Annotated in this window: 23 protein-coding genes and 1 pseudogene; all 24 read right to left on the minus strand. The window is 43.6% G+C overall.

The genetic code is table 11. The features are described from left to right. Positions 1-32 precede the first annotated feature (32 nt). Positions 33-104 carry a tail fiber assembly protein gene (locus tag CYG50_RS23085; RefSeq protein ID WP_238706858.1) on the minus strand — a complete coding sequence of 24 codons (72 nt, stop codon included), beginning with the start codon at positions 102-104 and terminating at the stop codon, positions 33-35. Continuing rightward, a complete protein-coding gene (locus CYG50_RS23090) occupies positions 82-1,623 on the minus strand; it encodes a phage tail fiber protein (RefSeq protein ID WP_238706846.1) in 1,542 nt (513 codons plus the stop codon). The genes CYG50_RS23085 and CYG50_RS23090 overlap by 23 nt, the downstream gene beginning before the upstream one ends. A 64-nt stretch (positions 1,624-1,687) precedes the next feature. Continuing rightward, positions 1,688-1,843 carry a hypothetical protein gene (locus tag CYG50_RS22925; protein WP_168222834.1) on the minus strand — a complete coding sequence of 52 codons (156 nt, stop codon included), beginning with the start codon at positions 1,841-1,843 and terminating at the stop codon, positions 1,688-1,690. 8 nt (positions 1,844-1,851) lie between these two features. After that, positions 1,852-2,940 carry a hypothetical protein gene (locus tag CYG50_RS10430; protein WP_102140732.1) on the minus strand — a complete coding sequence of 363 codons (1,089 nt, stop codon included), beginning with the start codon at positions 2,938-2,940 and terminating at the stop codon, positions 1,852-1,854. Beyond that, positions 2,937-6,635 (minus strand): TipJ family phage tail tip protein, encoded by a 3,699-nt coding sequence (locus CYG50_RS10435; protein ID WP_102140733.1) that lies wholly within the window; start codon positions 6,633-6,635, stop codon positions 2,937-2,939. Before CYG50_RS10435 ends, CYG50_RS10430 begins: the two co-directional genes overlap by 4 nt. 2 nt (positions 6,636-6,637) lie before the next feature. Next, on the minus strand, positions 6,638-7,294 hold the full coding sequence (locus CYG50_RS10440) for a tail assembly protein (protein WP_116068671.1): 657 nt from the start codon (positions 7,292-7,294) through the stop codon (positions 6,638-6,640). Next, complete coding sequence (locus CYG50_RS10445; protein ID WP_116068668.1) at positions 7,198-7,926, minus strand: C40 family peptidase; 729 nt, start codon at positions 7,924-7,926, stop codon at positions 7,198-7,200. Before CYG50_RS10445 ends, CYG50_RS10440 begins: the two co-directional genes overlap by 97 nt. Positions 7,927-7,934: 8 nt before the next feature. Then, entirely contained in the window at positions 7,935-8,633 is a 699-nt protein-coding gene (locus CYG50_RS10450; protein ID WP_102140756.1) for a phage minor tail protein L, read from the minus strand. A 53-nt stretch (positions 8,634-8,686) separates the two neighbouring features. Further along, on the minus strand, positions 8,687-8,986 hold the full coding sequence (locus CYG50_RS10455) for a hypothetical protein (protein WP_102140757.1): 300 nt from the start codon (positions 8,984-8,986) through the stop codon (positions 8,687-8,689). A gap of 148 nt (positions 8,987-9,134) precedes the next feature. Continuing rightward, positions 9,135-9,461: a phage tail protein gene (locus tag CYG50_RS10460; RefSeq protein ID WP_238564554.1), complete on the minus strand. Its 327-nt coding sequence runs from the start codon at positions 9,459-9,461 to the stop codon at positions 9,135-9,137. A gap of 45 nt (positions 9,462-9,506) precedes the next feature. Continuing rightward, the gene (locus CYG50_RS10465; protein ID WP_116068666.1) at positions 9,507-12,503 is read right to left on the minus strand and encodes a phage tail tape measure protein; all 2,997 of its coding nucleotides are present in this window, start codon (positions 12,501-12,503) and stop codon (positions 9,507-9,509) included. Next, the gene (locus CYG50_RS10470; RefSeq protein WP_238706847.1) at positions 12,478-12,801 is read right to left on the minus strand and encodes a phage tail assembly protein T; all 324 of its coding nucleotides are present in this window, start codon (positions 12,799-12,801) and stop codon (positions 12,478-12,480) included. Before CYG50_RS10470 ends, CYG50_RS10465 begins: the two co-directional genes overlap by 26 nt. A gap of 14 nt (positions 12,802-12,815) precedes the next feature. Further along, positions 12,816-13,199, minus strand: a complete 384-nt coding sequence (locus CYG50_RS10475; protein ID WP_116068664.1) for a phage minor tail protein domain-containing protein — start codon at positions 13,197-13,199, stop codon at positions 12,816-12,818. Between the two features lie 43 nt (positions 13,200-13,242). Beyond that, positions 13,243-13,755, minus strand: a complete 513-nt coding sequence (locus CYG50_RS10480) for a KilA-N domain-containing protein (RefSeq protein WP_096863834.1) — start codon at positions 13,753-13,755, stop codon at positions 13,243-13,245. Between the two features lie 225 nt (positions 13,756-13,980). Beyond that, positions 13,981-14,472, minus strand: a pseudogene (locus CYG50_RS10485) (phage tail tube protein); the annotation flags it as partial. A gap of 11 nt (positions 14,473-14,483) precedes the next feature. Beyond that, positions 14,484-14,882, minus strand: coding sequence for a phage tail terminator protein (gene gpU / locus CYG50_RS10490; RefSeq protein WP_096863832.1), 399 nt, complete (start codon positions 14,880-14,882; stop codon positions 14,484-14,486). After that, positions 14,882-15,445 (minus strand): phage tail protein, encoded by a 564-nt coding sequence (locus CYG50_RS10495; RefSeq protein ID WP_180312663.1) that lies wholly within the window; start codon positions 15,443-15,445, stop codon positions 14,882-14,884. The genes gpU and CYG50_RS10495 overlap by 1 nt, the downstream gene beginning before the upstream one ends. After that, positions 15,423-15,719, minus strand: a complete 297-nt coding sequence (locus CYG50_RS10500) for an ATP-binding protein (protein WP_096863830.1) — start codon at positions 15,717-15,719, stop codon at positions 15,423-15,425. The genes CYG50_RS10495 and CYG50_RS10500 overlap by 23 nt, the downstream gene beginning before the upstream one ends. 3 nt (positions 15,720-15,722) lie before the next feature. Beyond that, entirely contained in the window at positions 15,723-16,070 is a 348-nt protein-coding gene (locus CYG50_RS10505) for a DUF2190 family protein (RefSeq protein ID WP_102140798.1), read from the minus strand. Between the two features lie 82 nt (positions 16,071-16,152). Beyond that, the gene (locus tag CYG50_RS10510) at positions 16,153-18,201 is read right to left on the minus strand and encodes a ClpP-like prohead protease/major capsid protein fusion protein (protein ID WP_342136090.1); all 2,049 of its coding nucleotides are present in this window, start codon (positions 18,199-18,201) and stop codon (positions 16,153-16,155) included. Then, positions 18,170-19,675, minus strand: coding sequence for a phage portal protein (locus CYG50_RS10515; RefSeq protein WP_116068658.1), 1,506 nt, complete (start codon positions 19,673-19,675; stop codon positions 18,170-18,172). The genes CYG50_RS10510 and CYG50_RS10515 overlap by 32 nt, the downstream gene beginning before the upstream one ends. Next, entirely contained in the window at positions 19,672-19,887 is a 216-nt protein-coding gene (locus CYG50_RS10520) for a DUF6148 family protein (RefSeq protein ID WP_102140840.1), read from the minus strand. Before CYG50_RS10520 ends, CYG50_RS10515 begins: the two co-directional genes overlap by 4 nt. Then, complete coding sequence (locus CYG50_RS10525; protein WP_116068656.1) at positions 19,884-22,001, minus strand: phage terminase large subunit family protein; 2,118 nt, start codon at positions 21,999-22,001, stop codon at positions 19,884-19,886. The genes CYG50_RS10520 and CYG50_RS10525 overlap by 4 nt, the downstream gene beginning before the upstream one ends. Then, on the minus strand, positions 21,998-22,501 hold the full coding sequence (locus tag CYG50_RS10530; RefSeq protein WP_102140851.1) for a DUF1441 family protein: 504 nt from the start codon (positions 22,499-22,501) through the stop codon (positions 21,998-22,000). The genes CYG50_RS10525 and CYG50_RS10530 overlap by 4 nt, the downstream gene beginning before the upstream one ends. Positions 22,502-22,753: the final 252 nt, after the last annotated feature.

Consider the following 22,753-nt stretch of genomic DNA (forward strand, 5'->3'; position numbering starts at 1 on the left):
ATTACCTTGCCTGTGTTTATTCATAAACATAATTAAGGTTTTTCAGGCCAATTAATATCCGGTGATAGCGAAGTATCAATATTAGATACTTTGATGCTGTAGATTTCCCATTGCTGTAATCGTTCTTTTCCCTCTTCCGTTGCCATGTCCAGCTTCTTCTTCCGCTAATCGCTCTGCTTCTAGCTTAGCAAGTCTCTCAGCTTCAGCTTGCTTTTGATTGTAGATAGAGTTGCTAGGCATGTTTACACGAACATCAACCCAGTGGCCCACAGGAATATCACATGGCTCACCCGGTGTTAATTCTACCTTTTCCCCGTCCACTTCTTTCAAGAACTCAGGGTAAAGCTTGAATCGCTCATATTGAATGTTCTGAGGTAAATCATGCTTACGGTAAGTCGTGTATAGGACAATGTCACCATCTTCGTCAGGCTCAACAATACGACCATCGAATGGATGCGGTTTGCCTTTTTCAAGTACATCATAAAGCGCATATACCAATGGGAGCTGGTTAATACCGCATGGAATCGTAATACCACCATTTACACCACCCCAGCTAGCATCCGAGTGCAGGCCAAGAACGCCATGTAATTGATAAATTCCCGTGTGCAATTTTTTGAGTGTTACACCTTCGGCTTCTTCATTTGGATCGACATGGTCAGCAAAAACTTTAACAATCGGCGATGCGGCTTTTAAGTTACCATTTGCGTCTTTTGTCGTATTCCCTGTTGTATAGAACTCATACCACCCTGACATCGCTGATGCACCAATCGGTGTTCTAAAATAAACCTTTGAAGACCAATCAGGGGAATATAAAATATTAGATGAAACTGCTGGGTCTCTTCCAAAATACACGCCACCACCATATTCGCTCCTTCCTGAAGGGGTTCCAACTGCATCGGGATTAATATAAAAAAAGCCTAGTGCTCTCGCTTTGTTGGCATTAAGATCCAACTCCTTTGGTACATTATTTATACTTAACGCTCCAACTCCAAAATCACCAACTTTCATTAACGTGCCACCAGTTTCAGGTAGTGCATAAATTCGCCATGCTCCACCTTCTGTACGCGATTCAATTCGTGGGCCAGCATCGATAGGATTTAGTTGTATGCGACTTTCTTTTGGTGTTTTAGCCACTAACTGACTTGCTACAACGACAGATGCTACATCCAGTCGACCATTAACATCTCCACCTGCCTTATCAAGCTTCCCATCTAGCAATCTATCCCTTTCTTTCTCCGTTCTCAGTTGCATTTCAGTGCCGTCAGGTAACACAACTTTAATCACACCGGATTCGGTCATGAGTCGGTTCAATATCATCATCAGTTGATAGCTTTCAGTGATCATTGCTGTTGCTTTGTTAACGCCGTCTGATACCGAACCAATCATCGTGATTGAGATAACGTATTTCACATCTGTGAGTGTTGCCGGGACAGGAAAGCTCAACGTCATTTGTATATCACTTTCCACCGAGCGAATGCTGTTTTGATATATCGTATCTCCAGACTGTATAAGAATAATTTGACCTACAGAGACTTTCGTCACACTGTTTTTCCATAACGTGTTTTTACCTGTTATTTTTGGGTCGCTAGCCTTTGTTGAGATAGTGCCAATTTCATAAATCATGGTGTTTCCTTGAATTTTGAACGTAAAAAAACCGCAATTAAGCGGCCTGTAGGTGTTCAGTTGTTTATTTCATACAGTGGTGTTGTTTAAACTCACTTGCATCAGATTGCGTGATAACAAATAGTCCTTCACAGACCTCGTGCGTGACTGTTACAGGGGATTTACACGCGGCAATAAGCACGACGATTCCTGCGAATATCGCATATTTAATTTTTTTCATATGGTTACCTATGGAAAAGGAAAATAATCTGCAGCGTCTAAAAAAATAGCGGGTGTTGCGGTTCGGGCTATCGTTTGATTGCCATGATAACCACGCTGTTGAGATGTACTGGTTTGAAATAAACTGATTTGAGACTCACTTAAATTCCCTATATTCAGGTCTCGCCACCAGCCTAAACCGCCATCACTACTGAATATCTCCCCGACCTTTGTCGGTGTGTACATGGGCCGACGAATGGAATCAACGTTAATACCCGAGCCTAGTGGGATTTGATTGCCGGGAACGGTAATAGGCCGAGTCATTACGCCCATTTGAGAGTTAAATGTGACCCTCCCTTCTAGGTTGCGAATTTTCAAACCAAAGCCGGGTGTATCCAGTTGAGCGGGTTGCACATTCGTAAAAGCAACAACCCAATACCACGCAGGCGAATATGCTGTGATGTTGGTGCTATTTCGGTTTCTACTGACATAACGCCACCACTTTAACTTTTCCCAGCTTTGTACATTCGATGGCTCCAAACGAATAAAGGATTTATTGTCATCGGTATAAAAGAAAAATACCGCATTCTCAATCGTTAGCCCGGGGAAAGTCTCTCCAATGTTAAACCCTTCTGTAATATAGACCTTTGCTTTGTGAGTTGCATAGGCATAACCCAACGGGGGTGTATTTTCCAGAAAGACAGAACTTCCCATCACTTTTAACCCAAAACCGCTCGCCGTTTTCTGGGATCCGATTGTCGGGAATGCAATGATTTTTACATAGTTCAGGTCATAATCCATCATCCCCATCACAGTGACTTTTCTACCGTTGGAGCTATAAGCGATTTTATCCTTTGTCCCTGATACGTAACGCCTATCGCCACTTTGTGTAAACGTCACTTCTGCTGCACTCAAAGAAACCACTTGAAAGCCATAACCCTCTGGGATTTCATTGGGGCAATTCCATTTGTATGTTAGCCAGCCGCCGTCTGGGGATAGGCCGTCACTTCTTTTGACATAACGAGTCCATAGGTTTGTCGCTGGAGCGGTGTGCTCATTGAAAATAAACTCACTGCCGTCTAAATTTCGAATTTTCACGCCATATAAGCTATCAATCATAAGAACCACCCCAATTCAATAATGTAGGTGTTTTTATACTTAAAGTAGTCGCCTTTACTGTTTCGAATAACGGAGTAGTCCCCCTCATTGCTGTTTGTTTCGAACACACTATTTTGCATATCAATACGCATTCCAGATTTACCCGGCACATAGTTAGGTGAGCGCATGTCAGTTTGGACAACAATACTGCCAATGACTGCCTTGTTAATAAACGCTTCATTGATAAATACTTGACCATTTTCAACAAAGAAAACAGGCTCCAACTTGCCACTGGAAGGATTGAAAATACCGAATGTATCTGCACTGAAGCCAATCTGCGTAACTACCTTTCCATTTGCCACCGTAGCGCCCATAAGAAACTTGGCGTCATAGTATTGGCCATTCCAATTAATACCGGTCTTAATTGTGTAAATCGCAGAACCATTCCCTTTGTGATCGAAAATAGTTTGCCCACGCAATTCAATTGCTGCCTTATTCTCACCCACTTCTGATTTAATGAGCTCGTTAACTTCCGCTTGTGCTTCCTCATTGTCAGACACCGTTTTCTTAAGTGTTGTGATGGTTGCATTCACATCATTAAACTGCGTTTCTAGCTTTTCAATAGACTGTGCAAATGATTGGAATTTGTTAGCTGTAACAGTATCGAGTCGAGTAATAGACGCTTTTATTCTCAATTGCTCAACTGCTTGATTGCCATATTCCGCAGTCAGCTGCATCCCCATTTCCGCTAGTGAGCTTTCAGCATTGGCAATTGTGCGTGCTAGTTGATTGATTAGCGCTTCATTATCATTAAATCGGGATCCTGCTGTTTCAATATGCTTCGTTTGCGTCTCATCGATTTTAGCAATAGCCTCTTTTTGCTCTGTTACACGAGCGTCAATTGGTGCAAGCTTGTCATCAACTTGTTTAATCTCAGCTTTCACTTGTGAGATGTCTTTAGCTGTCGATTCTTCAAGTGTTGAAATAGATTCTTCCACTTTTAGAACTGCGGATGAGGTTTGCTCGTAGTCTGTTTTAACTTGCTGCTGCCAGCGTGCTAGCGCCTCCTGGTCTGATACTCTCACTTGTTCAAGTCGGAATATTTCAGATTTACGCGTGCCCTCTTCTTCGAATAAACGCCATGAAACTTGATTTAACATCATTGTGTTGTTAAGTGTCGCTTCAGCCGCTTGCTCAAGTTGCAGTTGAACATTTCCTTGATTGAAGTCGATTTGCTCTTGCATTTGCTGGCCAGCTTCAGTGCTGAGGAATTTATCGCCGACAACCTCCAATATTTCATCAGCCCGATCCTCTGGCTTACCATTGGCTTCAACAAACTGCGATTTTCCTACTGGGTTCACGGTTCTGACATAAATAAAATATGTCTGGCCAGCTTTAAGCTTTCTCCCCTGAATAACCCACATCGTGCCATTACCAAGGTATTCAGCTAGCAACTCAACTTCATTGATATTCGCAATCTGTTTTTCGGAAAACCAAAACTCATACTGCAGGCGCAGCGCATTTTGCCCTCCCACATGAGGAATAATCCCTAAACTGAAAAAGCCCGGCTCAACATCGATGTAAGACGGCGGTGGCGGTGGGTTAATATCAAATGAGACCGAGGCTTGTTCGCCCTTTTGCCCATCTTTATTTTGTGGTGCGACAGAGAGCAGGTAATTCCCTTGCGGTAAATTACCAATGCGATAACGGTTTTCTTGGGTTTTCGCGGTACCAACAATACGCCCCGCTTGAGTTAGTTTGAGGACAAAATCAACACCTCGAACCGCCGTTGCGGTTGTCCAGTTGGCTTCCACTTGCCAGTTGTCACTATCTGCACTGACTTCAACAGAGAGGTTTTCAACTGGAGGAATGTAGCCGCCCAATGGCGTGTCAGGCAACGGTTCAAATTTCACCCCCTGGTCAACCATGGCCTCTTTTTCGGGAACATGCTGAACTGCAATAACACCGTAAGTGCCATCACCCTTATCAGAAATCGTAATCGCCCTAAATAAACGACGAGCCAAATCGGGCTGGTTAATACCCCATACCGATTTTGTGGCGACACCTTTTGGTACCGATTCAACTTTAATTTGATTGTTGCCTAAGTACCCTGTCACTTTTACGTGCTCATAACGGCCAGTGGCATTCATTAACGAAATAAAAGCGGTACCAGATTTAGGTTTTGTGACTTCTCTATCAAGCGTTAAAATCTTTTGAGTGGCATCGATGGCAATGAGCCTACCGCCAATAGGGTCCTCGCCACCCACCCAGTCATTATCCATAATTTCGATAATGTCACCGGGAGTATGGCGTAGCCCTTCCGCGCCTACTTCAAACTCAACAGTTTGGGTCTCTAATTTTTCTGTCAATAATATCCACAGACCATAACGCCGAGCTTGTCCACGGCTTGTGCAGCCAAATGCATCAACTCGAAGCACGTTAAGACCAAACTGAGCAACCAATGCATCATCAGAGACTTGCTCAACACTGGTTTTCCAGCCGTTTTGCGGATCAATAAAGCGTACTTCAATAACGGTATGACGAGCCTTTAATGGGCTAAAGCTGTAGTGGAAACGACCATTAACCACGTTTGCATTTGTGTAAGGCCAAACGACATCACTAGGGCGGTCTTGAACAAATGTCATTTGCAGCCCATTCCACACAGGCATGATGCGCATTATTGAGCACAGGTCACTGAAGTAATCATAAGCTTTGCGAATATCAGTAATATAAGCATTGCAGGTGACTCGAGGCTCTTTATTACCGAAGCCATCAGGTACCAGTTGATCGCAATATTGACCAATAACGTAAAGCGCAAACTTATCAACCTCAGCTATTTTCAGTCTTTTACCTAGCCCAAATCGCTTCGTTGTTAATAAGCTATACAGCACCCACGCAGGATTATTGGTATACGCAGGCTTAAACGTTCCATCCCAAATGCCACTGTATACGCGAGTTTCAGGATTATAATTGTTCGGCACTTGAACAATCAGCCCCCGAACTAAATAGTTACGTGTAGGATATTGATTACCAAACTGTTCACTTTCAAACGTTAGACCCGCGACTGCTGAGCCTGGATAGGTTTGATTAATATCGGTAATTTCGGTGTAACTTGACCAAATAGTATTATTTTGTAATTTATCGCTGTTGCTATCTGGCGTTAGACGAACCATGCGAATGCTAAAAGGTGGCGGTGGCAACTTATCGATAATCACAGCCATTAGGTATGGGGAATTACTCCTTTTACCACGAATAGTGATATTTTTTTCAGTTACCCACGAACCATTACGTTGTACCTGAATTTGTAACTCAACTGATGTGCCAACACGATCCCCATTATCTTTCACTTCAACCAACGCTTGGGTGCCAAACGTTAACCGTAAGCGGTCAATATTTCGTGAAGTTATTGTGCGAGTTACAGGTGTGCTTTTTTTGATTTCAATACTGACAGGAGTTTCGCTTGATGATGATGAAAACCCCTCTAAGGCTGGTTGCTCTAAAGTGCCTGACACCCACTGAGCGGTCATGCCGTTTACATTGCTGTTACCAGAGGAGTCAATAACGGGAGTATTATTAAGATAAACCCCCTTTAAATCACCAACTGGTCCCTCAATTGGACCCTCACTCACTAAATCAATAATTGATAATTTCTGCCGTGATGTTAAATCGTTTGGCGCCTCATAAGGAGTATGTTGTTTACCGCCGCCTTTACCCATGATTACGTCTCCCCACTACCACCGTGTTTACCCACATCAATATCTTTTGCGTCACCGTCATCCATGATTTCAATTGCTTGTGAAATCACCCTTGAGCCGCACATAATTTCACCGTAAGCAACCGGTACCGCCATCCCCTGCGCCACTGCGTTTTCGAGGTTGCTGAAGTACGTGTTCCCTTTTTCTTCTTCAGAACGTGACAAGTTGGCAGGTTTAGGCATCGGCGTTAACATCTGCGCGACACCACCAATCATCATTGCACCACCTGCCAGCATCATCGACGCGCCAAAACTCCAGCCAGCTGGGTTCCACCATCCGATCGCCAAAACGGCAGCGCCAGCAATAAACTGAAATGCGCCACCTGTTTTTGCACCCTCGATACGCGGAACAATATGAATTACCGCATTTGCCATCAATGGCTCATGGACACGCTGATGTAATTCGCTTGGATCAACATCGGAGCCGCTAATGCGGATTTGGTACCAGCCATCACGGAATTGTTGTTTTAGATTGGGAATTTGAAGAAATAAGGCATGAAGCCCTTCAGCTGCGGTTTTAATATTTAAATCGAATCGACGGCCAAATCGTTGCAGATCCCCATAAAAGCGGATGGTTGCCAGTCGCGGTAGCGCCAAATCGAGTGAGTCATTCGTTGCCATCTTTCGTTATAAACCTCACGTTTGCTCAGTTGATTAGGGACGTGGTGTAGGATTGTTTGATCACCAAGGTAGATTGCGGCATGATTTGCGCGGGAACTGGCGTAACAACACAAAATAATATCGCCGGGCTGGATGTCTTTTTTAACTTGCTTAAAGCCATTTTTCGCTAAGTTATCTAAATAGAGTTCCTTCCCTTGTCGCCACCAATTGTCTTCGCGCTCAAAATCTGGCAACGAGCAGCCTGCCAAATGGTAAGCGTCACGGAATAGGCCATAACAATCTGTAGAGCCATGAATAAACTCACGGCCTAATAACTTAGGTACGCACTCAAATTTGATAATTTTTTCATCGCAAACCAGCCGCCATGGGAGGTTTGTTTTTAACTGGTGCGCTCTATCTGCTGTACTTAAATAGGGATTGCCACTGGGGTGACTATGAACAATAGCGATGACTTCGCCGATCTGGCTAGCTTGAATATAGTCCTCGGCCGCAATTGAAAAATGATTTTCAGGGTCGATATGTTGGTTTTCACAAGGAATATAAATCTCGGTACCGTCTTGAATAATCACAAGGCCACACGATTCCTGTGGCGTCATGCGTTTTGCATGTTCCAAAATAGTTTGTTCTAACATGGGGATCCTTATTGACTGAGGCGAGACGAAGAGAGGAAGCAGCCTATTCGGTGTGCGTTATTCCTTAATTTACAATCAGATAAGCGCTTACCGCATTTATCTTTACTGGGGTCTTGAGTTGGGTTGCCGAGCTCATCAGCAACCGGCTCTCCTTTATACCCGCACTCTTCAGAGCGATAGCCAAAATTACACACATCAGAAAGAATGACTCGAGCTGGAAAAGTGGCACCATCTGTTTCCGTTGGGGCAGCAAGTTCCCATGTTGCTGTTTCAGCATTAAGGCTGGTTAGTTGCTCAATGACCCATCGGCTAACTTGCTCTTGCGTTGGATCCGCATTGTCATTGCCACCAGCAAAATTAGCTGCATCAAGGAATTGCGCTGTCGTTTTACGACGAATAACAATACCCCCTAACCCTGAGTTTAGGCGGCTAGCGATACCAAAAATTAGGCCGAACAAATTAGACAGTGAAATGGTTGGGCGTGTAGATGGGCCTTTGCCATTTAAATCAAAACCATCCCCCATGATGGGATAAGGCTCATATTCTTGGCCTTGCCAAATAACCGGCCCTGATGATTCATTGGTACCGTTGTGGAATCGATACCGAATTCCACCTATATTTGTTAGGTCTATTTCATAGAGTATAATTTCTGCTTCTGCTTCAAGTTTCGTTGTCGCGATAAGCAACTCTGGTGGGATGTTATGCATTTATTTTGCCCATAAAAAAACCACCCGAGGGTGGTTTATAAAGTATCTAGCTATTACTCCGATTTGATTTCAGCCATGTTCTTATCATATTGACCTTGAATATAATCAAACATTTCTACGGAGTCGTCACATTCCTTTCCTTTTTCACTGTTAAGTTTACATCTGTAGTATGTCAGCGTGCTGATGCTAGTCATAGCACTTAGATTTTCTATTTGCCACTTACAGAATTTAGGATCTTTATGGTCAGAGCAAGCCTCTTTCACCATTTTAATAAAAAAATCCTTTCCTGATTCATTATCTGATGCAATTGCAATAAACGGCAATAACATTATTAGAAATACAAATCTATTCATTACCCAACAGCTCCTTTGTTATTTTTTTATAAATTAGCTCATGATTTTAACTCGTTAGATTGCAGTGTAATCACTAACTGTCAATGGTAGCTTATGAGTTATGATATTTAAAGAATGCAAATAAATCACAAAGTGATCATCTCAACTATCAGAGCACTTCTTCAAATTCGGCACTTATTGTTTTGCGGATATTGCCGCTGTCTGAAGACCATTTTTTACAAACCACTACAACTGCAGGCTTATTTTTAGTCGGTTGAAATAAAAATGATTTTACCCCTCCATGGCGCTTTAAAAAATCTAACGCCTGATTAGCCTTTTCTGGTGTGAGAGATAGGTTCACATTGAATTTTTCAAGCTGTGAGTTTAGCCCATCAGGTTTACGTTGTTCATACCCATCACCAAAACTAACAGTTCTGACTCGGGGAGAGGATTCTGTTCCCATCCCCGGTTTAATAGGCCAGTTAAATGCTTCCATTAACCCTCCATTATTCAGCCCTCAAAGGAGGGCTTTATGCTATGGTTACGCTGAAAATGAACCACCATCACGGCGCTGAGATCTCAAATAATCCTCAGCTCCTTTTTTACCCACTTCATAAACTGCTTTAAGTGCTTGAGGTCCAATCTCACCATTTGATCCGTCATTCTGAATGGTGACATGATTGGTTTGATAAAAATCACCAGAATTCGACTTAGCATTCCCAGCAATAACTCCTAGCTTCCCATCGATTCCCCTACGTAAAGGTAATATCGCCTCTGGTCCTGCTTCACCCATTAATCCAGCGCCCCGAGCAAACGGGAATAAAGTTGGCTGTGATACAATTTGTCCACTGTACGCACTAAGACCAGGAGAGTTGTATACGCCCCCTTTTGCGTTAGCAGTAACACCACCAAAGCCAAAGGCTTCAAATCCTTTAACAATACTCATTTTGATAGCAATTTCCGCTAGCATTTTCAAAATTGATTTAGTGAAGTCTTTAAAGTTGGCTTGTCCATCCACTAGCACGCTAGACAGTGTGGAACTAAATCCATTTAATGTCGCTGATGTAACGCTTTGAATTTGCGCATTAGCATCTAAGGCTGCATCCCGATAATCACCCCAAGCTGTTTTCATGCCAGCCATCCAATCTTGCTTTGCAGCATCTTCTTGGGCAAACGTGGATAGTTTTGCACCCTCAACTTTCCCCCACTGCGGAGTATTGCCATAGGTTGAGCGTAACTGCTCTATTTCGAGTGCCCGTTGAAGTTCTAAGGATGATTTACCTAGTGAATCAGCAATAGCTTTTTGTCGTGCTTCTTGCTGTTTGACGTATTTATCAGCCTGATCTTGCAATTTATTAAGATGTTCTTGCTTGGAAATTTGGTCGCCCAAATCAGCTAATTTCATCTTATTGGCTAAAATACTTTCTTTATTTTTTAATAAAGATTGTTCATCAAGGGATAATTTACGAGTTTTGCTTGCCTCCTCTAAAACATTAAATTTGGCTTGTTCTAGCTGTAAATTTTTACGCTGCTGACTAATAAAGTCAGTGGTCGAGGAGTGCTGTTCAAGCAGCTTTAACTGAGCCTGAAGAGAGGTAACTTCAGCTTGTGCTGATTCATCGTTACGCGTTCCCATATCAGGGCGAAATACCTTACCTTTCGGTGTATTCGGCACTTTTCGATCTGCATACTTTCGCTCAATGTCTGCCTTGTATTCCTGATATTTTTCCTCTCCCAACGCTTTTCTGTCAAACTCTAATTTTTCTAACTCTTTCTTCCTTTGGGTTTCTCTTGAAGAAAATTTGTTTGCATATTCATTTTGAATTTGGATCTTGCGCTTTTGGCTCTCTTCCTCTCTTCTTTCTGACAGCTTTCTTGCATTTTCCATGTCTTGCTGATATTTTTTTTCCTTCAGCTCAAGAAGCTCATATCTTAGATCATCAGCTGTTTGCCCTGTTTTGTTGAAGTGAAGACCTTTGGATACAGGATTTATTTGGAAATCAACAAGCTTTTCTTCATATTCCCTTATTTGTTGGTCAAGCGTTTTGGCTCTTCCTAAGTCAAGCATTGCATCCCATGCGCCTACAACCATATCTTTAACGCCAGCCCAAGCAGATTCTAAGAAACCTAAGTTTTCAACAATTTGAGACGTTCTGTCTCTCATTGAATTAGCATAAGATTCCATCGCAATCTTAGCTGCATCAGATGTTCGCCCTTGTTCTTCAAGCGTGGTTATTTGCTCAAGTTGCGTTGCCGTTAAAAAGTGGAGAGACTTATCCAATTCCATAACAGCTTGAACCGGCTGATCTTTGAGTCGCTGAAATTGCTTGATAGTTTCATCGATAGATTGCCCTGTGGCCTTTTCCATTTTTGCCGCAACGCCAGCAACCATGCCTACCTGTGAGCCAGTGAACGAACCCGAACCAACGACTTGTGCCAGCGCATCAGCCATTTTGTACTGCGTGATACCGTCACCCGAAAGTGACCTTGCTAATTCATTAAGTTGGCCTTTGGTTTTAGCGGCATAGTTGCCCGTTAAAATAAGCTGTTTATTGTACTCGCTGAGCTCTTTAGACCCTTGATAAGCAGCAACACCAAATGCCGTTAATGCGCCGGCACCACCAAACATGGCCACTTTCCATGGTGTAATTAAAGATGTGATCGCTTTAAGTGAATTACCAAACCCACCAAAAGAGTCTTTAATTTGACCTCCCTGCTGAACTGCGACTAACCACGGCGGCATACCAGAAGCCAAAGAAGTGACAATATCGGTCATTTGCATCGGTAGCTGTCGCATTGCTTGCCGATACTGGCCAGAGCTAATCGTTACACCTTTTAACGCTACGTTTTGTTTTTCAAGTTTGCGAATGTAAACATCTGCTGAGCTTGAAACGCCAAGCTGTGCCGCTTGGATACGTAACATTTCAGTGCGAGACAAGTTCTGTTGAGTCACCTGTTCTTTTAGCTTGTTAATAAAACGCTGCTTGGCCTGCGTTTGCTCCTCTTCGGCTCTTGTGGTTGTTTTAATTATCCCACCGATTCGATTTTGAAGTGTCGCATACTCTTTACCAACTAGGAGCCCGTTTTGTAAGTCTCTGTTAAGACGCTGGCGTATTGCTTGGGCTTCTTCAAGTCCTTTGTTGTACTTTTGCAATGCATCCATTTGCGCATCATACTGTGCAACAAGTCCAGTATTTGATTCGGGACGCTTTCCTTTACGCATCTCTTCTTCAAAAATGCGCTTCACATCTCGATGGTTCTTTTCAACGGCGCGTGCTTCTGCTTCAAGCTCTGAAATTTTTTGTTGATGCGCCGCTGCGGACGCGTCACTAAACTGTTTGAGTTGGGATTGTCGCTTTCTCTGCCTTTCACTTTCCTTTGCTGCAATTCGGTCTAATGCATCTTGGCGCATTTTCGCAAATCGCTGGTCATCACGCTCCTGTTTTTCCAGCATACGCTGAACTCGACCAGGGGTTTCACGAACCTCCGTGTCATTGACTCCAATCTTAATCTCAAGATCCGCTATTTGGTTGCTCATATCGCACCCCTCCGACAATTCCCTCGCCGATTGTCTGCAGTGTTTCGTCTGACATTTCTGTATCACTCGCCTCTACATCGGTCAGTAACATAAAATCGATTAACTCAGTATCACCACCAAACATGGTCTGAAATACGGTTTTCTGTAATGCAGCAAATTCGGTATCAATAAGCTGAGGCGTGAACGGTACTTTGCTGAAATGGTCGGTCCAATCGCTATACTCGGTTGCACTGATTTCATCTAGCATTCGTCGCCAGTCAGGTCGCCCAAATTCACGCGCCAGTCGCAAAGCAAACACACGTTCACGCGCGACTACTTTTCCAGTGATTCAGGCTCCTGCGCTTCTTGCCCTTCTTTTTCACTAGGGTCGCTGTCATTGTTCATGCCGCTTAGTTTAGAGGCGGTATCAAATGCGGCTTTTAAGGCTGAATCACCCCAGTTATCGAGTATTTCCTGATAGATGGTTTCAATGTCGCGATTTCTATCAGTGTTCCAAATCGAGCGAGAGACAATCCATGTAAGTTGCTCAACGCCATGTCGATTTACTTTAGCTCCCAGCGCGTGACCTTTGAGGTTTTCAAGTTCACTCTCTTGATGGACTAATAATTCAAAATACTCAGCACGCTGCAGGGCAGTTAATTCAGAAAGAATGATAACTTCTTCACCAATTTTGATTTCTTTTTTCTTTAAAAACATATCGATACCTTTTCGTTAATAATAAAAAAGGCCGCTTAGCGACCTATTTATAATCCAGTGCAATTTGCAGTTTATTTTCTGCTTCTTGTTTATTGTGTAGCAAGTGAGCTTTTCTACCCCCTCTACCCCAATAATTCATTGTTCGACCACAATCACTAACTATTGCAGCCTCTTGGTTGTAAACATATGCAGCCATATTCGCTTCAGCCATAAAGCTAGCAACTGAAATTAACTCACCTGAAAAATATTTATCTAGGACGGTGTAAACACCAACTTTAAATGCAGGGTCGATATATCCTGCATATTCATAGGCCAAAAACTTAGTTGCAAATGTTCCACCATTACGGCCTTTAGAGATTATAAAAGGTGTAGAATTTCCACCTTTTACTAACTCATTGATAAATGACTGAGTTACTGAGCTTCTTAGGAAGTCAACTGGCCGTAAGTTATCTACTTTCATGCCTGATGCTTTTGCAGCCTTCCAAATATCAGTGATTGATATATATCCATCATCACCCACTCTTACTGGTGTATTAAAAACTGATAATTCTTTCATGGTGCTTACCTTATTTAGTAATGAACCCTTGCCGAAATAGGAAACCAGCCCATCGAAGCGACACCAGCTATAACTGATCCCCTCAAAGGCTCATTACCTAAATTTTGGCTCGATGTTTAACATGTGAATGTGCTTTCGGTGCACAGGGTGAAATGCATATAAAAAGCCACATTTCTGTGGCTATTTGATTGATTTAAATATTTATTACTCTTTTGGTTGAGTAACTGTTTTACCCGCTGGTTTTGGGGGGATTTCTTCTGCCATGGTTGGGCGGCCGGTATTTTTAATTTTTACCGTGCGCGTCATGGTTTCTTTAATCGGAATGGATTTACCTAGGCTGCTAATCCAACCCTTAAATAAGTCCAGAGTACCATTTGGGTACAAGATTTTGTAAAAGCGTGGCACTCCCTCATCAAACCATTTAACAAGGTCTTTTTGCCCTTCTTCGCCCGGCAACCATGCAAGGGTCACACTGGTTTCACCCGAGGATTTTTCGCCCTGAGTGGTGTTTTCCCAGTCGCCATTGGGATCGTCTAGATAGCTATCGTCTTCACTTGCCGCCGTAATTTCACCCGGTTCTAGTGATTTAATTCTAGCTAATCGAGTAAAACCTGTATCAAGATACGGATCCTTTGTGGGGTCATCCGTTCCGGTATATACCCAAAGTGTGGTGCCAGCCCCTTTTGTGGGCTCCAGTGGATTTGGTACTTTTGCCATCGTAAAATTCCTTACATTTCATATTCAATTTGGTAAGTGATATCAACCGAAGCCCATAGCGCCATTTCATCATCGCGATCGTAATCAAACCCCCTTGGCGTCATATCGGTTAATACGTCACCTAAATTGGTTATGTTTTTGATTGCTGGATACAGTTTTTCTTCTACCCATTTATCTAAATCAGAATCGGTTTTGGCCGCTTTTAAAAACAGCTCAATATGAAGAATGGCTGTCCATTGATTGCTATCAAGGTACTTTGGGTCTGGGCGAGGCTCAGTTAAATAAACAGCAACAACAGGCAGTTCATTTTCATCGAAGTTGACGGGTCGCCCGTCATAAGTTGATAATTTTGGAATGCTAGCTTTGAGGCCCTCAATCACTAGCTCGCGGATCTTGGTGTGCTTAATCACTACCCCCCCTTAAAATACAGCCGTAATTGGTTATTTAAGGCATCACGCATTTCTTTACTCATGTCCTCCTCACGGACTTTAACTGCATGCTCTTCAAAGGCTTCCGTTAGCGGTTTAGAAACGGGTATTTTAACAACATCAATCGGGTAACGACTTAAACTGAGTCGTTGCATGACGTGCCATTTACCATTTTTTAACTGTTGAATAAATGCGCCTTTAAAGGTGAATTTACCCACTTTTAAAACACTGCCATGTCGTCGCTCAATCCCTCGACTTCGGGATAATTGAACGCGCGCTGTACCAAGTACAATAGCGGGCAAATTCCCCCTGTTCACAGTGATCCGCGCTTTAGGGGTGCCATGCTTTGCACTGGCCTTTTTGAGCCTTACGCGCTTGCGGATGATCTTCTGTTGGATTTTGACTTCTTTAGAAACTTGCTTAACACTGCGACTTACTGCTCGAGCAGCAATACGATTTATCGCTTGAGCTGTTGCAACGGGAGTGACTTTCTCAACAATAATGTTAAGGTTTCGAATCGCTTCATCCTTCCCCTTCATCGTCATCATCCTCTAAAAAAATCATCCACTTGCCATTAAATCGCTGAAAACGAGTCACTAAATAATGGCAACCACCAGCAGCCACTTTGTCGTTTTTTCTGGGTTGATAACCCGTCGAAAAAATGACATAAGAAAGCCCATCTCCTGTTACGGGGCCGAATTCAGGTAAAAAGTGAGAATCCACCCCGATGTGGTCTATACCGTTAATAGATATAGGCTTTCCCATTCGTTTAGTGGTGAGTGCGTCCAGTCGATCTGTTAACCTCTCAAACGCACTCATAAATTAGCCACCTGCTACCGCTGCCGCTGGGAAAATATTAAGTTTTACGGGTACTAATTCCGCGCCAGCTTCAGCCGCCTCCCATGTAATACCAACAGGAACGCCGCCTTTATCTGCAACACCCCCTTTATCACCTGTCACCGCTTGACCTGCCGTTAATGCAACGCCCGCCTTTTTCTTTAGTAAAAAGACACCTTCAGCAAATCCATCACCAGTTTCCCCTGGTTCAATATTTGTTGCAGCGATACAAGCTAATGCACCCACCATGACCAAATCGCCACTGATAATAGCGGTTGCACCTGTATTTTTAATTTCAACAGTTAACCCTTGTTGTTGATAATTCTTAGCCATAACTTCTCCTTCTGGCCCCGAGGAGCCAGATTTTAGGTATAAAAAAAGCCCGTTAGGGCGAGGGTTTTAACCTGTAATAAGGTTATTTCGTATCAACACGAACCATGCCGCGATAATCTACTGGGGCAACCCCTGCATCGATACGAACTTTAGTGGTTACACCGTCAGAGCTGAATCCTTCTTCTTGGTCAATGTAAGGCGTATCAACACCATCAAGGTAAGCAACTTCAATGGTATCTGTACCTTGTGCCGAGGTCAGGAACCACGTTGGTTTATCTTTACTCGCGCCACGAGATAAACGAGATTCACGGATAACTTCAACAATATCTTTGATTGGGTTAATGATCCCCGCGTTGATATCCGCACCTTTAACACTGCTAGAACCAATAACTTGTTTGGCAGAAGTTGCTAAGGCCGTTGGAACCAGCATAAATGCAGGTTCAATATTTAACTCACGCTCACCTTCTTTTTGCTCTTGCATTAACGCACAAGCAGCCGCAATCGTATCAACATCCATGCCGCCACTGGTTAAGTTTGCGTGTTTTGCATCAAACATTTTAATGTTATCACCGCTGAAAATTACGTTATCCATAAGAATGGCGTAAACCAAGTCACCAATGGTCGCTTTGGCTGCACGACCTAGTTTCATCGGAATATCAGTGAGCATCGACATATCATCGTTAATGATAGCTTGGCGAGTAATGCTGAATAACTCACCGTAAGTTGCCAGTGCGATAGTTGCCTTTTTGTCACCCGTAGTCACGTATTTGTATTCTGCTCCTTCGCGAACTTCACGGATGGAGTTAAACCCGCCCATTCCAACACGGGTAGCCGGTTTAAAGTCGCCCAAGTGTCCTTTTTTCGTCCATTTTTCAAACGTTTCTGGCGCTTCATTCCAACCTTGCAAAATAGATTTATTTGCTACATCTAACAAAATATTACCAAAGTCAGATGTGCCGTGAGTAAAGGCCATGCCAACCATTTGCATTGAGTTACGAGTCGCAATACCAACGCCACGATCCGTTAATGACATGCGAGCCAATTCACGTAATGTCATGCAGTTATAAGGGTTATCAGCATGCGCTTCATCATATCCTGCACGCGCCATTAATGATGCTCGGACGCTATCACCCACGATATTGCCGTTATTTGCATAAATATGAGCACCGTAATTGTTTTTATTTGTTGGTGTCGCCTCCTTAGCAACCAAATCTAAAATTTGATCTTTTGCCTGATCAACGGTGCAGTTGATATCTGTCAGGCACTCAACCATGATGCTGTCATGCTTACCACCAAACATCGCAAATAGATCTTTAATGTCATTCATGCGCGTTTGCTCGGCTTGTCGTGCTTGCGCTTGAATGCCTGCAGTATCAGGTTGTTGTGTATTGGTTGGGTTTTGTGATTGTGGTGCAGGCTCTGTCGCCGGTGCGTTTGATGTTATTGTGTTTCGTGGGTTAGCTAAGCTATTTTTCAAGGTGTTTTGTAATGATTTCGGCATGGATTTAAATTCCTCGATGCGTTTAGATGAAAGACTGGCCATGGCTTTAACCGGCTCAATCACAGTATTAGCAAAACCGTGCTCCACGCACTCTTCTGCCGTTAACCATGTCTCTTCGCCGAGCATGGCTTCAATTTCTTCTTTGGTTTTCCCAGTTTTTTCCATGTAGGCGGGAATTAAGACGTTTTCGACCTTATCGAGCAGATCAGCATAATCTCGCATATCATTGGCATCACCCCACGACACACCCCAAGGTTTATGGATCATCATCATGGCATTTTTTGGCATTTTGACTTCGTCACCCACCATGGCAATAACGGACGCCATGGAAGCCGCTAACCCATCGATATAAACCGTAATGTTGGCATTGTGGTTTTTGAGCTGGTTATAAATGGCGATACCCTCAAAAACCTCACCGCCGGGTGAATGAATATGAAGGTTGATATGGTTGATATTGCCAAGGGAAATTAAATCTTCGGTAAATCGCTTTGCACTTATCCCCCACATCCCAATTTCGTCATAAATATAAATATCGGCTGAAGTCTCACTGGTTGCCTTCATTTGAAACCAGCTTTTCTCCGGTGCCGACATTAGCGGTTTACTCATCGTCGTGCTGTTTTTTGGTAGCATGAGATGTGTGTTTCTCGTCTGCATTGTCGTTACCTTTGTCGTTAGCGGGGTCAGTATCAAATTTCAGCCCCAGTCGTTCATTTTCATCAATTTCCGCTTTACGGCGGCGTTTAACTTCTGCTGGGTTACCACCTCTAGCGCGAACCCAATCACTTTCTGTCGCAGCACCACCGCGAATTTGTGCTTTCCATGCATTTGATTCTTTAAGCGGATCAATCCATGGCATGACAGGGCCATTGTATGTGGCGTTATAAAGTGAGTTGAGGTCAACATCAGGCGGAAGGATGATTACCCTAGATGCAATCGCCATTTGTAGCCATTGTCGATAAACAGGCCGACTAATTGAGCCGCAGAAGGTATCTTGTAGAATGTAATAACCCTCAAATGACTCCACCAGTTCTTGTCTTTGTGCGCTGTATGTTCCGTTGTAGTCACGAGCAATACTGGAATAGCTACCCCGGCTACCTGCAGCAACAGCTCTTAACTGACCGTTCCGAAAGTTTTCAAGGTTTGGGTTTGGCCTATCAGATTTGATCATGCCAACTTCTTCACCGGGCAATAAGTCATCGTAGATTATGCCCGGCTCAATGATGATATTTCGGTCTTCTTTATCTTCATCGGCATCATATAAACTGGCATCACCTTTTTTAATGTACATCCCTAATGAAGCTGCAATCCTTGCCGCTGTAAGCTCTGCGTCCTCATAATCCTTCAAAGAGCTTAGGCGCATTAAGATACCTGAAAATAAACTGACACCACGCACCTGATGTAACCGCCGTACATATTTTATATGCAGCATGTTTTCAGCGAGGATGGATTTGAGATTTCCCATTTGCTGTCCTGCGGTTAACAGGTTTTTGTAAACAGAATAGGATTGTGGGCGACCCCAGTTATTTAATTGGATCCCCTGTCGGATATTTTCCCCTGTATCATCAAGATGAATAGGAACAAAGTCAGGTTCAAGTGCTTCCAACCAAAACGGAATCCCCGCTTGTTTATCCAACCCCTTTTGGTTTCCTTTGACTAATTGAGCAAAGACCTCCCCATCGCGTATCCATGTTCGAACCAAGAGACGCTCAAGCATTGGACGCGTAAATTGCCCTGTCACTTCTGGACGAATTGACCATTCAGCCCAAGCGGACCTTATTTGTTTGGCTAGTTCTTCATGGATTTGCCCTGTTATTGATAGTGGCTGAGGTTCAACGATGATCCCCCTACTACCAACAACCCGCTCTTCCATTTTATCGAGGATACCAATCACAAGATCATGGTTGTTATCTAACCACCGCGCCTGCTCGCGCAATGATTTCCCCCCAGTTTGCGTTAATTGATTGGCATTGCGGGGCTCTCGCCTTGCTTTATGTTGCCGTGATGGCATTGCGGCTTCATAAGCGAGGATTTGGTTTCGTGAGCGCAAGCGACTACTGGCCCATCCTGGTGAAATCACCGATATGGCTTTATCAAGAAAATTCATTGGAACCTCGCTAATTTATAGCCGGGTGACTTGCGATTTGTTGCACTACTTTGTGAATATCGCCGCTCCCAATATTCTCGCCCCTTGCGGATCTCGCTGAGGTTTTCCATTGTCATGGATTGGCCATTGAATGTGACGCTCTTCCCCTGCAGTATTTCCATTTCTGCTTTTAAATACGCGTCCATCATTTCTTTAATTTCTTCTCGGGTCATACCCATCCCCCAGATGTTGAAGACACAGGAGTCCATGCCGAACTTACGCTAGGCTTGGTTTCTTGCGTTTCTGTTTGAGTTTGAATTGGTGTTGATTTTGGAGGAGGTTGATTAGAAGCCGGAGGCGATAGTTTAACTTCGCTGATATCCGGCAACTGAGCCCACCTAGGCGGGTTCTCCCATTTGATTTTTTCGTAACCGAGTAAAATAACTAACGCATGTGCATAGACCATCAAGTCAAAAGCTTCGTTAGCCCCTTTGCCCGGCTTTGACCATTTTCCGCTGCTATCGCGCTCTTCATACGTCAATTCATCGTAGAAAGAATCCTCAAGCCAATCAGGAAAATGGATGTAGTTATTACCCACCGTTTCCCGCCCCAAATGTGCAGAAATACGGTCTTTTAATTCATTTGTCTGCAACAAATAAATAGGCACATCACCACGCGCTCTTGCACGGCGGTCTGAACGTTCCGTATTATCAGGGTATGATTTGGTGATCAGTTTACTTTTGGCTTTACCATCCCCTTTAAACAGATAGACACGACGCGCTAGGCCGTCTTTTTTGCATTTACGCCAAAATTGATAAGCGTTATCCGTTACCCCTTCCTCACCACCGGTATCTATCGCCATAGCGTGGACTCCCATTTCTAAATCTTCACGATCTTGAAGTGGGTAGGTTTTATCAAGTACATCAGGAATTAATATATTCCAATCTTCCGCATAAGAAGATGGGTCTATTTTTCTAGCCTCACCATCTTCGCTATAACGTAAAGAGCGAGTGATGTCGAAACGGTCTATTATCCAACGTTCACCTCTGGCGCCATAACCTGTAACTTGAACGACAAATCGCCGTTTTTTACCACCCTGCACGTCAACGGTTGCAACGAGGAAGCGAACACCATCGGGTACCGTTCCATAATCCCAATACTCAGCACGAGCCTTGAGATCATCGCCGCTTCGCTGTTCTTGGCTGATTTTCGGTAAATACGGTTGCCCCCAGTCAGTGTTAATGACTGATTTTAACGTTTCCTCACTCCCTGTTCGCTCGTATTCCTGTTCCGCGTTGAGTAAGTTATAAACTAACTTTTCCCATGTTTGATAAGCCGCGGCTGGACCTTCCATCCAAAATGAAGCAATGCGTGACTCTCTTGGCTCACCTGTTATAACGCCATTTTGGTCAATAGACTGCCCCTCTCTAAGCCAAACACCTTTATTGTTTAGCTCTCTTTTCTGTTCTGGTTCGATTATTCCCATGCAGTGTGGACACTGTAATCGAGCGGCTTTGCTGCCCATTGCTGGGTCATCGCCCTCATTAAACCCCACCATATTTTCTCGAATAGGCAAGAAATATTCCGAACAATGCGGACATGGCCAATACCAGCGGCGGCGATCACCCCGATTATAAAGTGACAAAATCCCCGTTGTAGGTGGTGCCTCATGAGGTGTATTTCGTCGCCATTTACTGTCTGTTATTTCTCGACCAGGAGAGCTTTCAACAAGTGTTTTGCCTGCGGACATAAATGTCGTTGTACGCTTTGCGGCTAGTGTGTAGGCATCGCCCTCTCCGTCTACATCTTCAGGAAATCGGTCATAATCCGTTAATGCAACAAACCGATAATCCGAAGAGGACATAATATTGACGGATGGCCAGCCAATTTTTAAATAATTCCCTGCCCTGAATGTTTTGTCATGAACGTTATTATCATTGCGGTGGGGACTTAGTCTTTTGGCCACTTCTCGACTTGAACGAAAGGCTCTATCTAGTCGTTTTTTAGAGTGCTCCCTCGCCTTTTCTTCCGTCATTTGGATGAGAAGAAAATCTGCAGGGTCGCAGACAATGACATAGACTATCCAGCCATCAATCAACCCCAATGATTTTCCCGTTCGAGCCGGGCCAACAAATATCACTGAGTCATAGCGACGATCTGCAAGGCAATTCATGGGGTCAATAATATAAGGTGTTAATGAGTCATCCCACGGAATTGAAGAACCTTCACCCATGGGAACACGCATATATTTTTTTACAGCCTGAGCAATTGGCATTCTGCGGGGCGCTTTTAATAATGATGCGACATCCTTTCTTACCGTTGATGCTGAAGCGTAATTTACTGTCATTCGTCAAAATCCTCCGCATCCATCACGCGAGAAGCGAGAATATCCCGTAATTCATCAACAATGATTTGCACCTCTGTGAGCTGTTCTGCATTCCAGCCCTTATCTCGCTCTAATTTATCGGGCCATGTATCTAAAACTTGGGTTATTGCTTTAACTAATACCGCCATTTCCAAATGCACATCGGCAACAGGAACCAATTGTTTAAGTGTGGTTTCTAGTTTTATCCGTTCATTTTCAGACTGAAACCAATCCTTCCTATCTTTGGGTGGCATTAATGATGGATCTTGCAGACTGTTCGTATTGGCATCAGGGTCAGCGCCGAAAAGTATCGGGCCAATATCTCGTAAAGCGTAAACGGGATTCCCCCGAACCATATTTGCTATCGGGGTGTTTGCATCGAGCAATCGCTTTTTAACTGTTCCGCGATTCAAGCCGAATGCTTCAGCAATCTTAGCCACGCTCCAGTTGTAGGCGTCCCCCAGATTGCTGATGTTGGACATTGACACCTCACTCTGTCAGGTGAAAACTGATATTTTTATTTATTATCAGATAGATATAACACATTGAGGTGACAACTCATTTTGAAAATTGTCACCTCAATATTGATATTTACAAACTAAATCAAAAGGTTAGCCCACCTGCTGCTGACAGCATGAAAAATTGAAAATGAGCCGTTTCCCGCGTGGTCGCCGCCTCGTGGTAAGGGTACCCCCTCGGGAGTACCTTTTGAATTTTCCACGGAATTAATTGTT

Source organism: Providencia huaxiensis (genome assembly GCF_002843235.3).
Taxonomy (GTDB): domain Bacteria; phylum Pseudomonadota; class Gammaproteobacteria; order Enterobacterales; family Enterobacteriaceae; genus Providencia; species Providencia huaxiensis.

Bases quoted from the DNA above. Each gene is read 5' to 3' on its own strand.
- CYG50_RS23090 (WP_238706846.1), bottom strand. From the start codon at position 1,623: ATGATTTATGAAATTGGCACTATCTCAACAAAGGCTAGCGACCCAAAA.
- CYG50_RS22925 (WP_168222834.1), bottom strand. From the start codon at position 1,843: ATGAAAAAAATTAAATATGCGATATTCGCAGGAATCGTCGTGCTTATT.
- CYG50_RS10430 (WP_102140732.1), bottom strand. From the start codon at position 2,940: ATGATTGATAGCTTATATGGCGTGAAAATTCGAAATTTAGACGGCAGT.
- CYG50_RS10435 (WP_102140733.1), bottom strand. From the start codon at position 6,635: ATGGGTAAAGGCGGCGGTAAACAACATACTCCTTATGAGGCGCCAAAC.
- CYG50_RS10440 (WP_116068671.1), bottom strand. From the start codon at position 7,294: ATGGCAACGAATGACTCACTCGATTTGGCGCTACCGCGACTGGCAACC.
- CYG50_RS10445 (WP_116068668.1), bottom strand. From the start codon at position 7,926: ATGTTAGAACAAACTATTTTGGAACATGCAAAACGCATGACGCCACAG.
- CYG50_RS10450 (WP_102140756.1), bottom strand. From the start codon at position 8,633: ATGCATAACATCCCACCAGAGTTGCTTATCGCGACAACGAAACTTGAA.
- CYG50_RS10455 (WP_102140757.1), bottom strand. From the start codon at position 8,986: ATGAATAGATTTGTATTTCTAATAATGTTATTGCCGTTTATTGCAATT.
- CYG50_RS10460 (WP_238564554.1), bottom strand. From the start codon at position 9,461: ATGGAAGCATTTAACTGGCCTATTAAACCGGGGATGGGAACAGAATCC.
- CYG50_RS10465 (WP_116068666.1), bottom strand. From the start codon at position 12,503: ATGAGCAACCAAATAGCGGATCTTGAGATTAAGATTGGAGTCAATGAC.
- CYG50_RS10475 (WP_116068664.1), bottom strand. From the start codon at position 13,199: ATGTTTTTAAAGAAAAAAGAAATCAAAATTGGTGAAGAAGTTATCATT.
- CYG50_RS10480 (WP_096863834.1), bottom strand. From the start codon at position 13,755: ATGAAAGAATTATCAGTTTTTAATACACCAGTAAGAGTGGGTGATGAT.
- CYG50_RS10495 (WP_180312663.1), bottom strand. From the start codon at position 15,445: ATGACGATGAAGGGGAAGGATGAAGCGATTCGAAACCTTAACATTATT.
- CYG50_RS10500 (WP_096863830.1), bottom strand. From the start codon at position 15,719: ATGAGTGCGTTTGAGAGGTTAACAGATCGACTGGACGCACTCACCACT.
- CYG50_RS10505 (WP_102140798.1), bottom strand. From the start codon at position 16,070: ATGGCTAAGAATTATCAACAACAAGGGTTAACTGTTGAAATTAAAAAT.
- CYG50_RS10510 (WP_342136090.1), bottom strand. From the start codon at position 18,201: ATGCTACCAAAAAACAGCACGACGATGAGTAAACCGCTAATGTCGGCA.
- CYG50_RS10515 (WP_116068658.1), bottom strand. From the start codon at position 19,675: ATGAATTTTCTTGATAAAGCCATATCGGTGATTTCACCAGGATGGGCC.
- CYG50_RS10520 (WP_102140840.1), bottom strand. From the start codon at position 19,887: ATGACCCGAGAAGAAATTAAAGAAATGATGGACGCGTATTTAAAAGCA.
- CYG50_RS10525 (WP_116068656.1), bottom strand. From the start codon at position 22,001: ATGACAGTAAATTACGCTTCAGCATCAACGGTAAGAAAGGATGTCGCA.
- CYG50_RS10530 (WP_102140851.1), bottom strand. From the start codon at position 22,501: ATGTCCAACATCAGCAATCTGGGGGACGCCTACAACTGGAGCGTGGCT.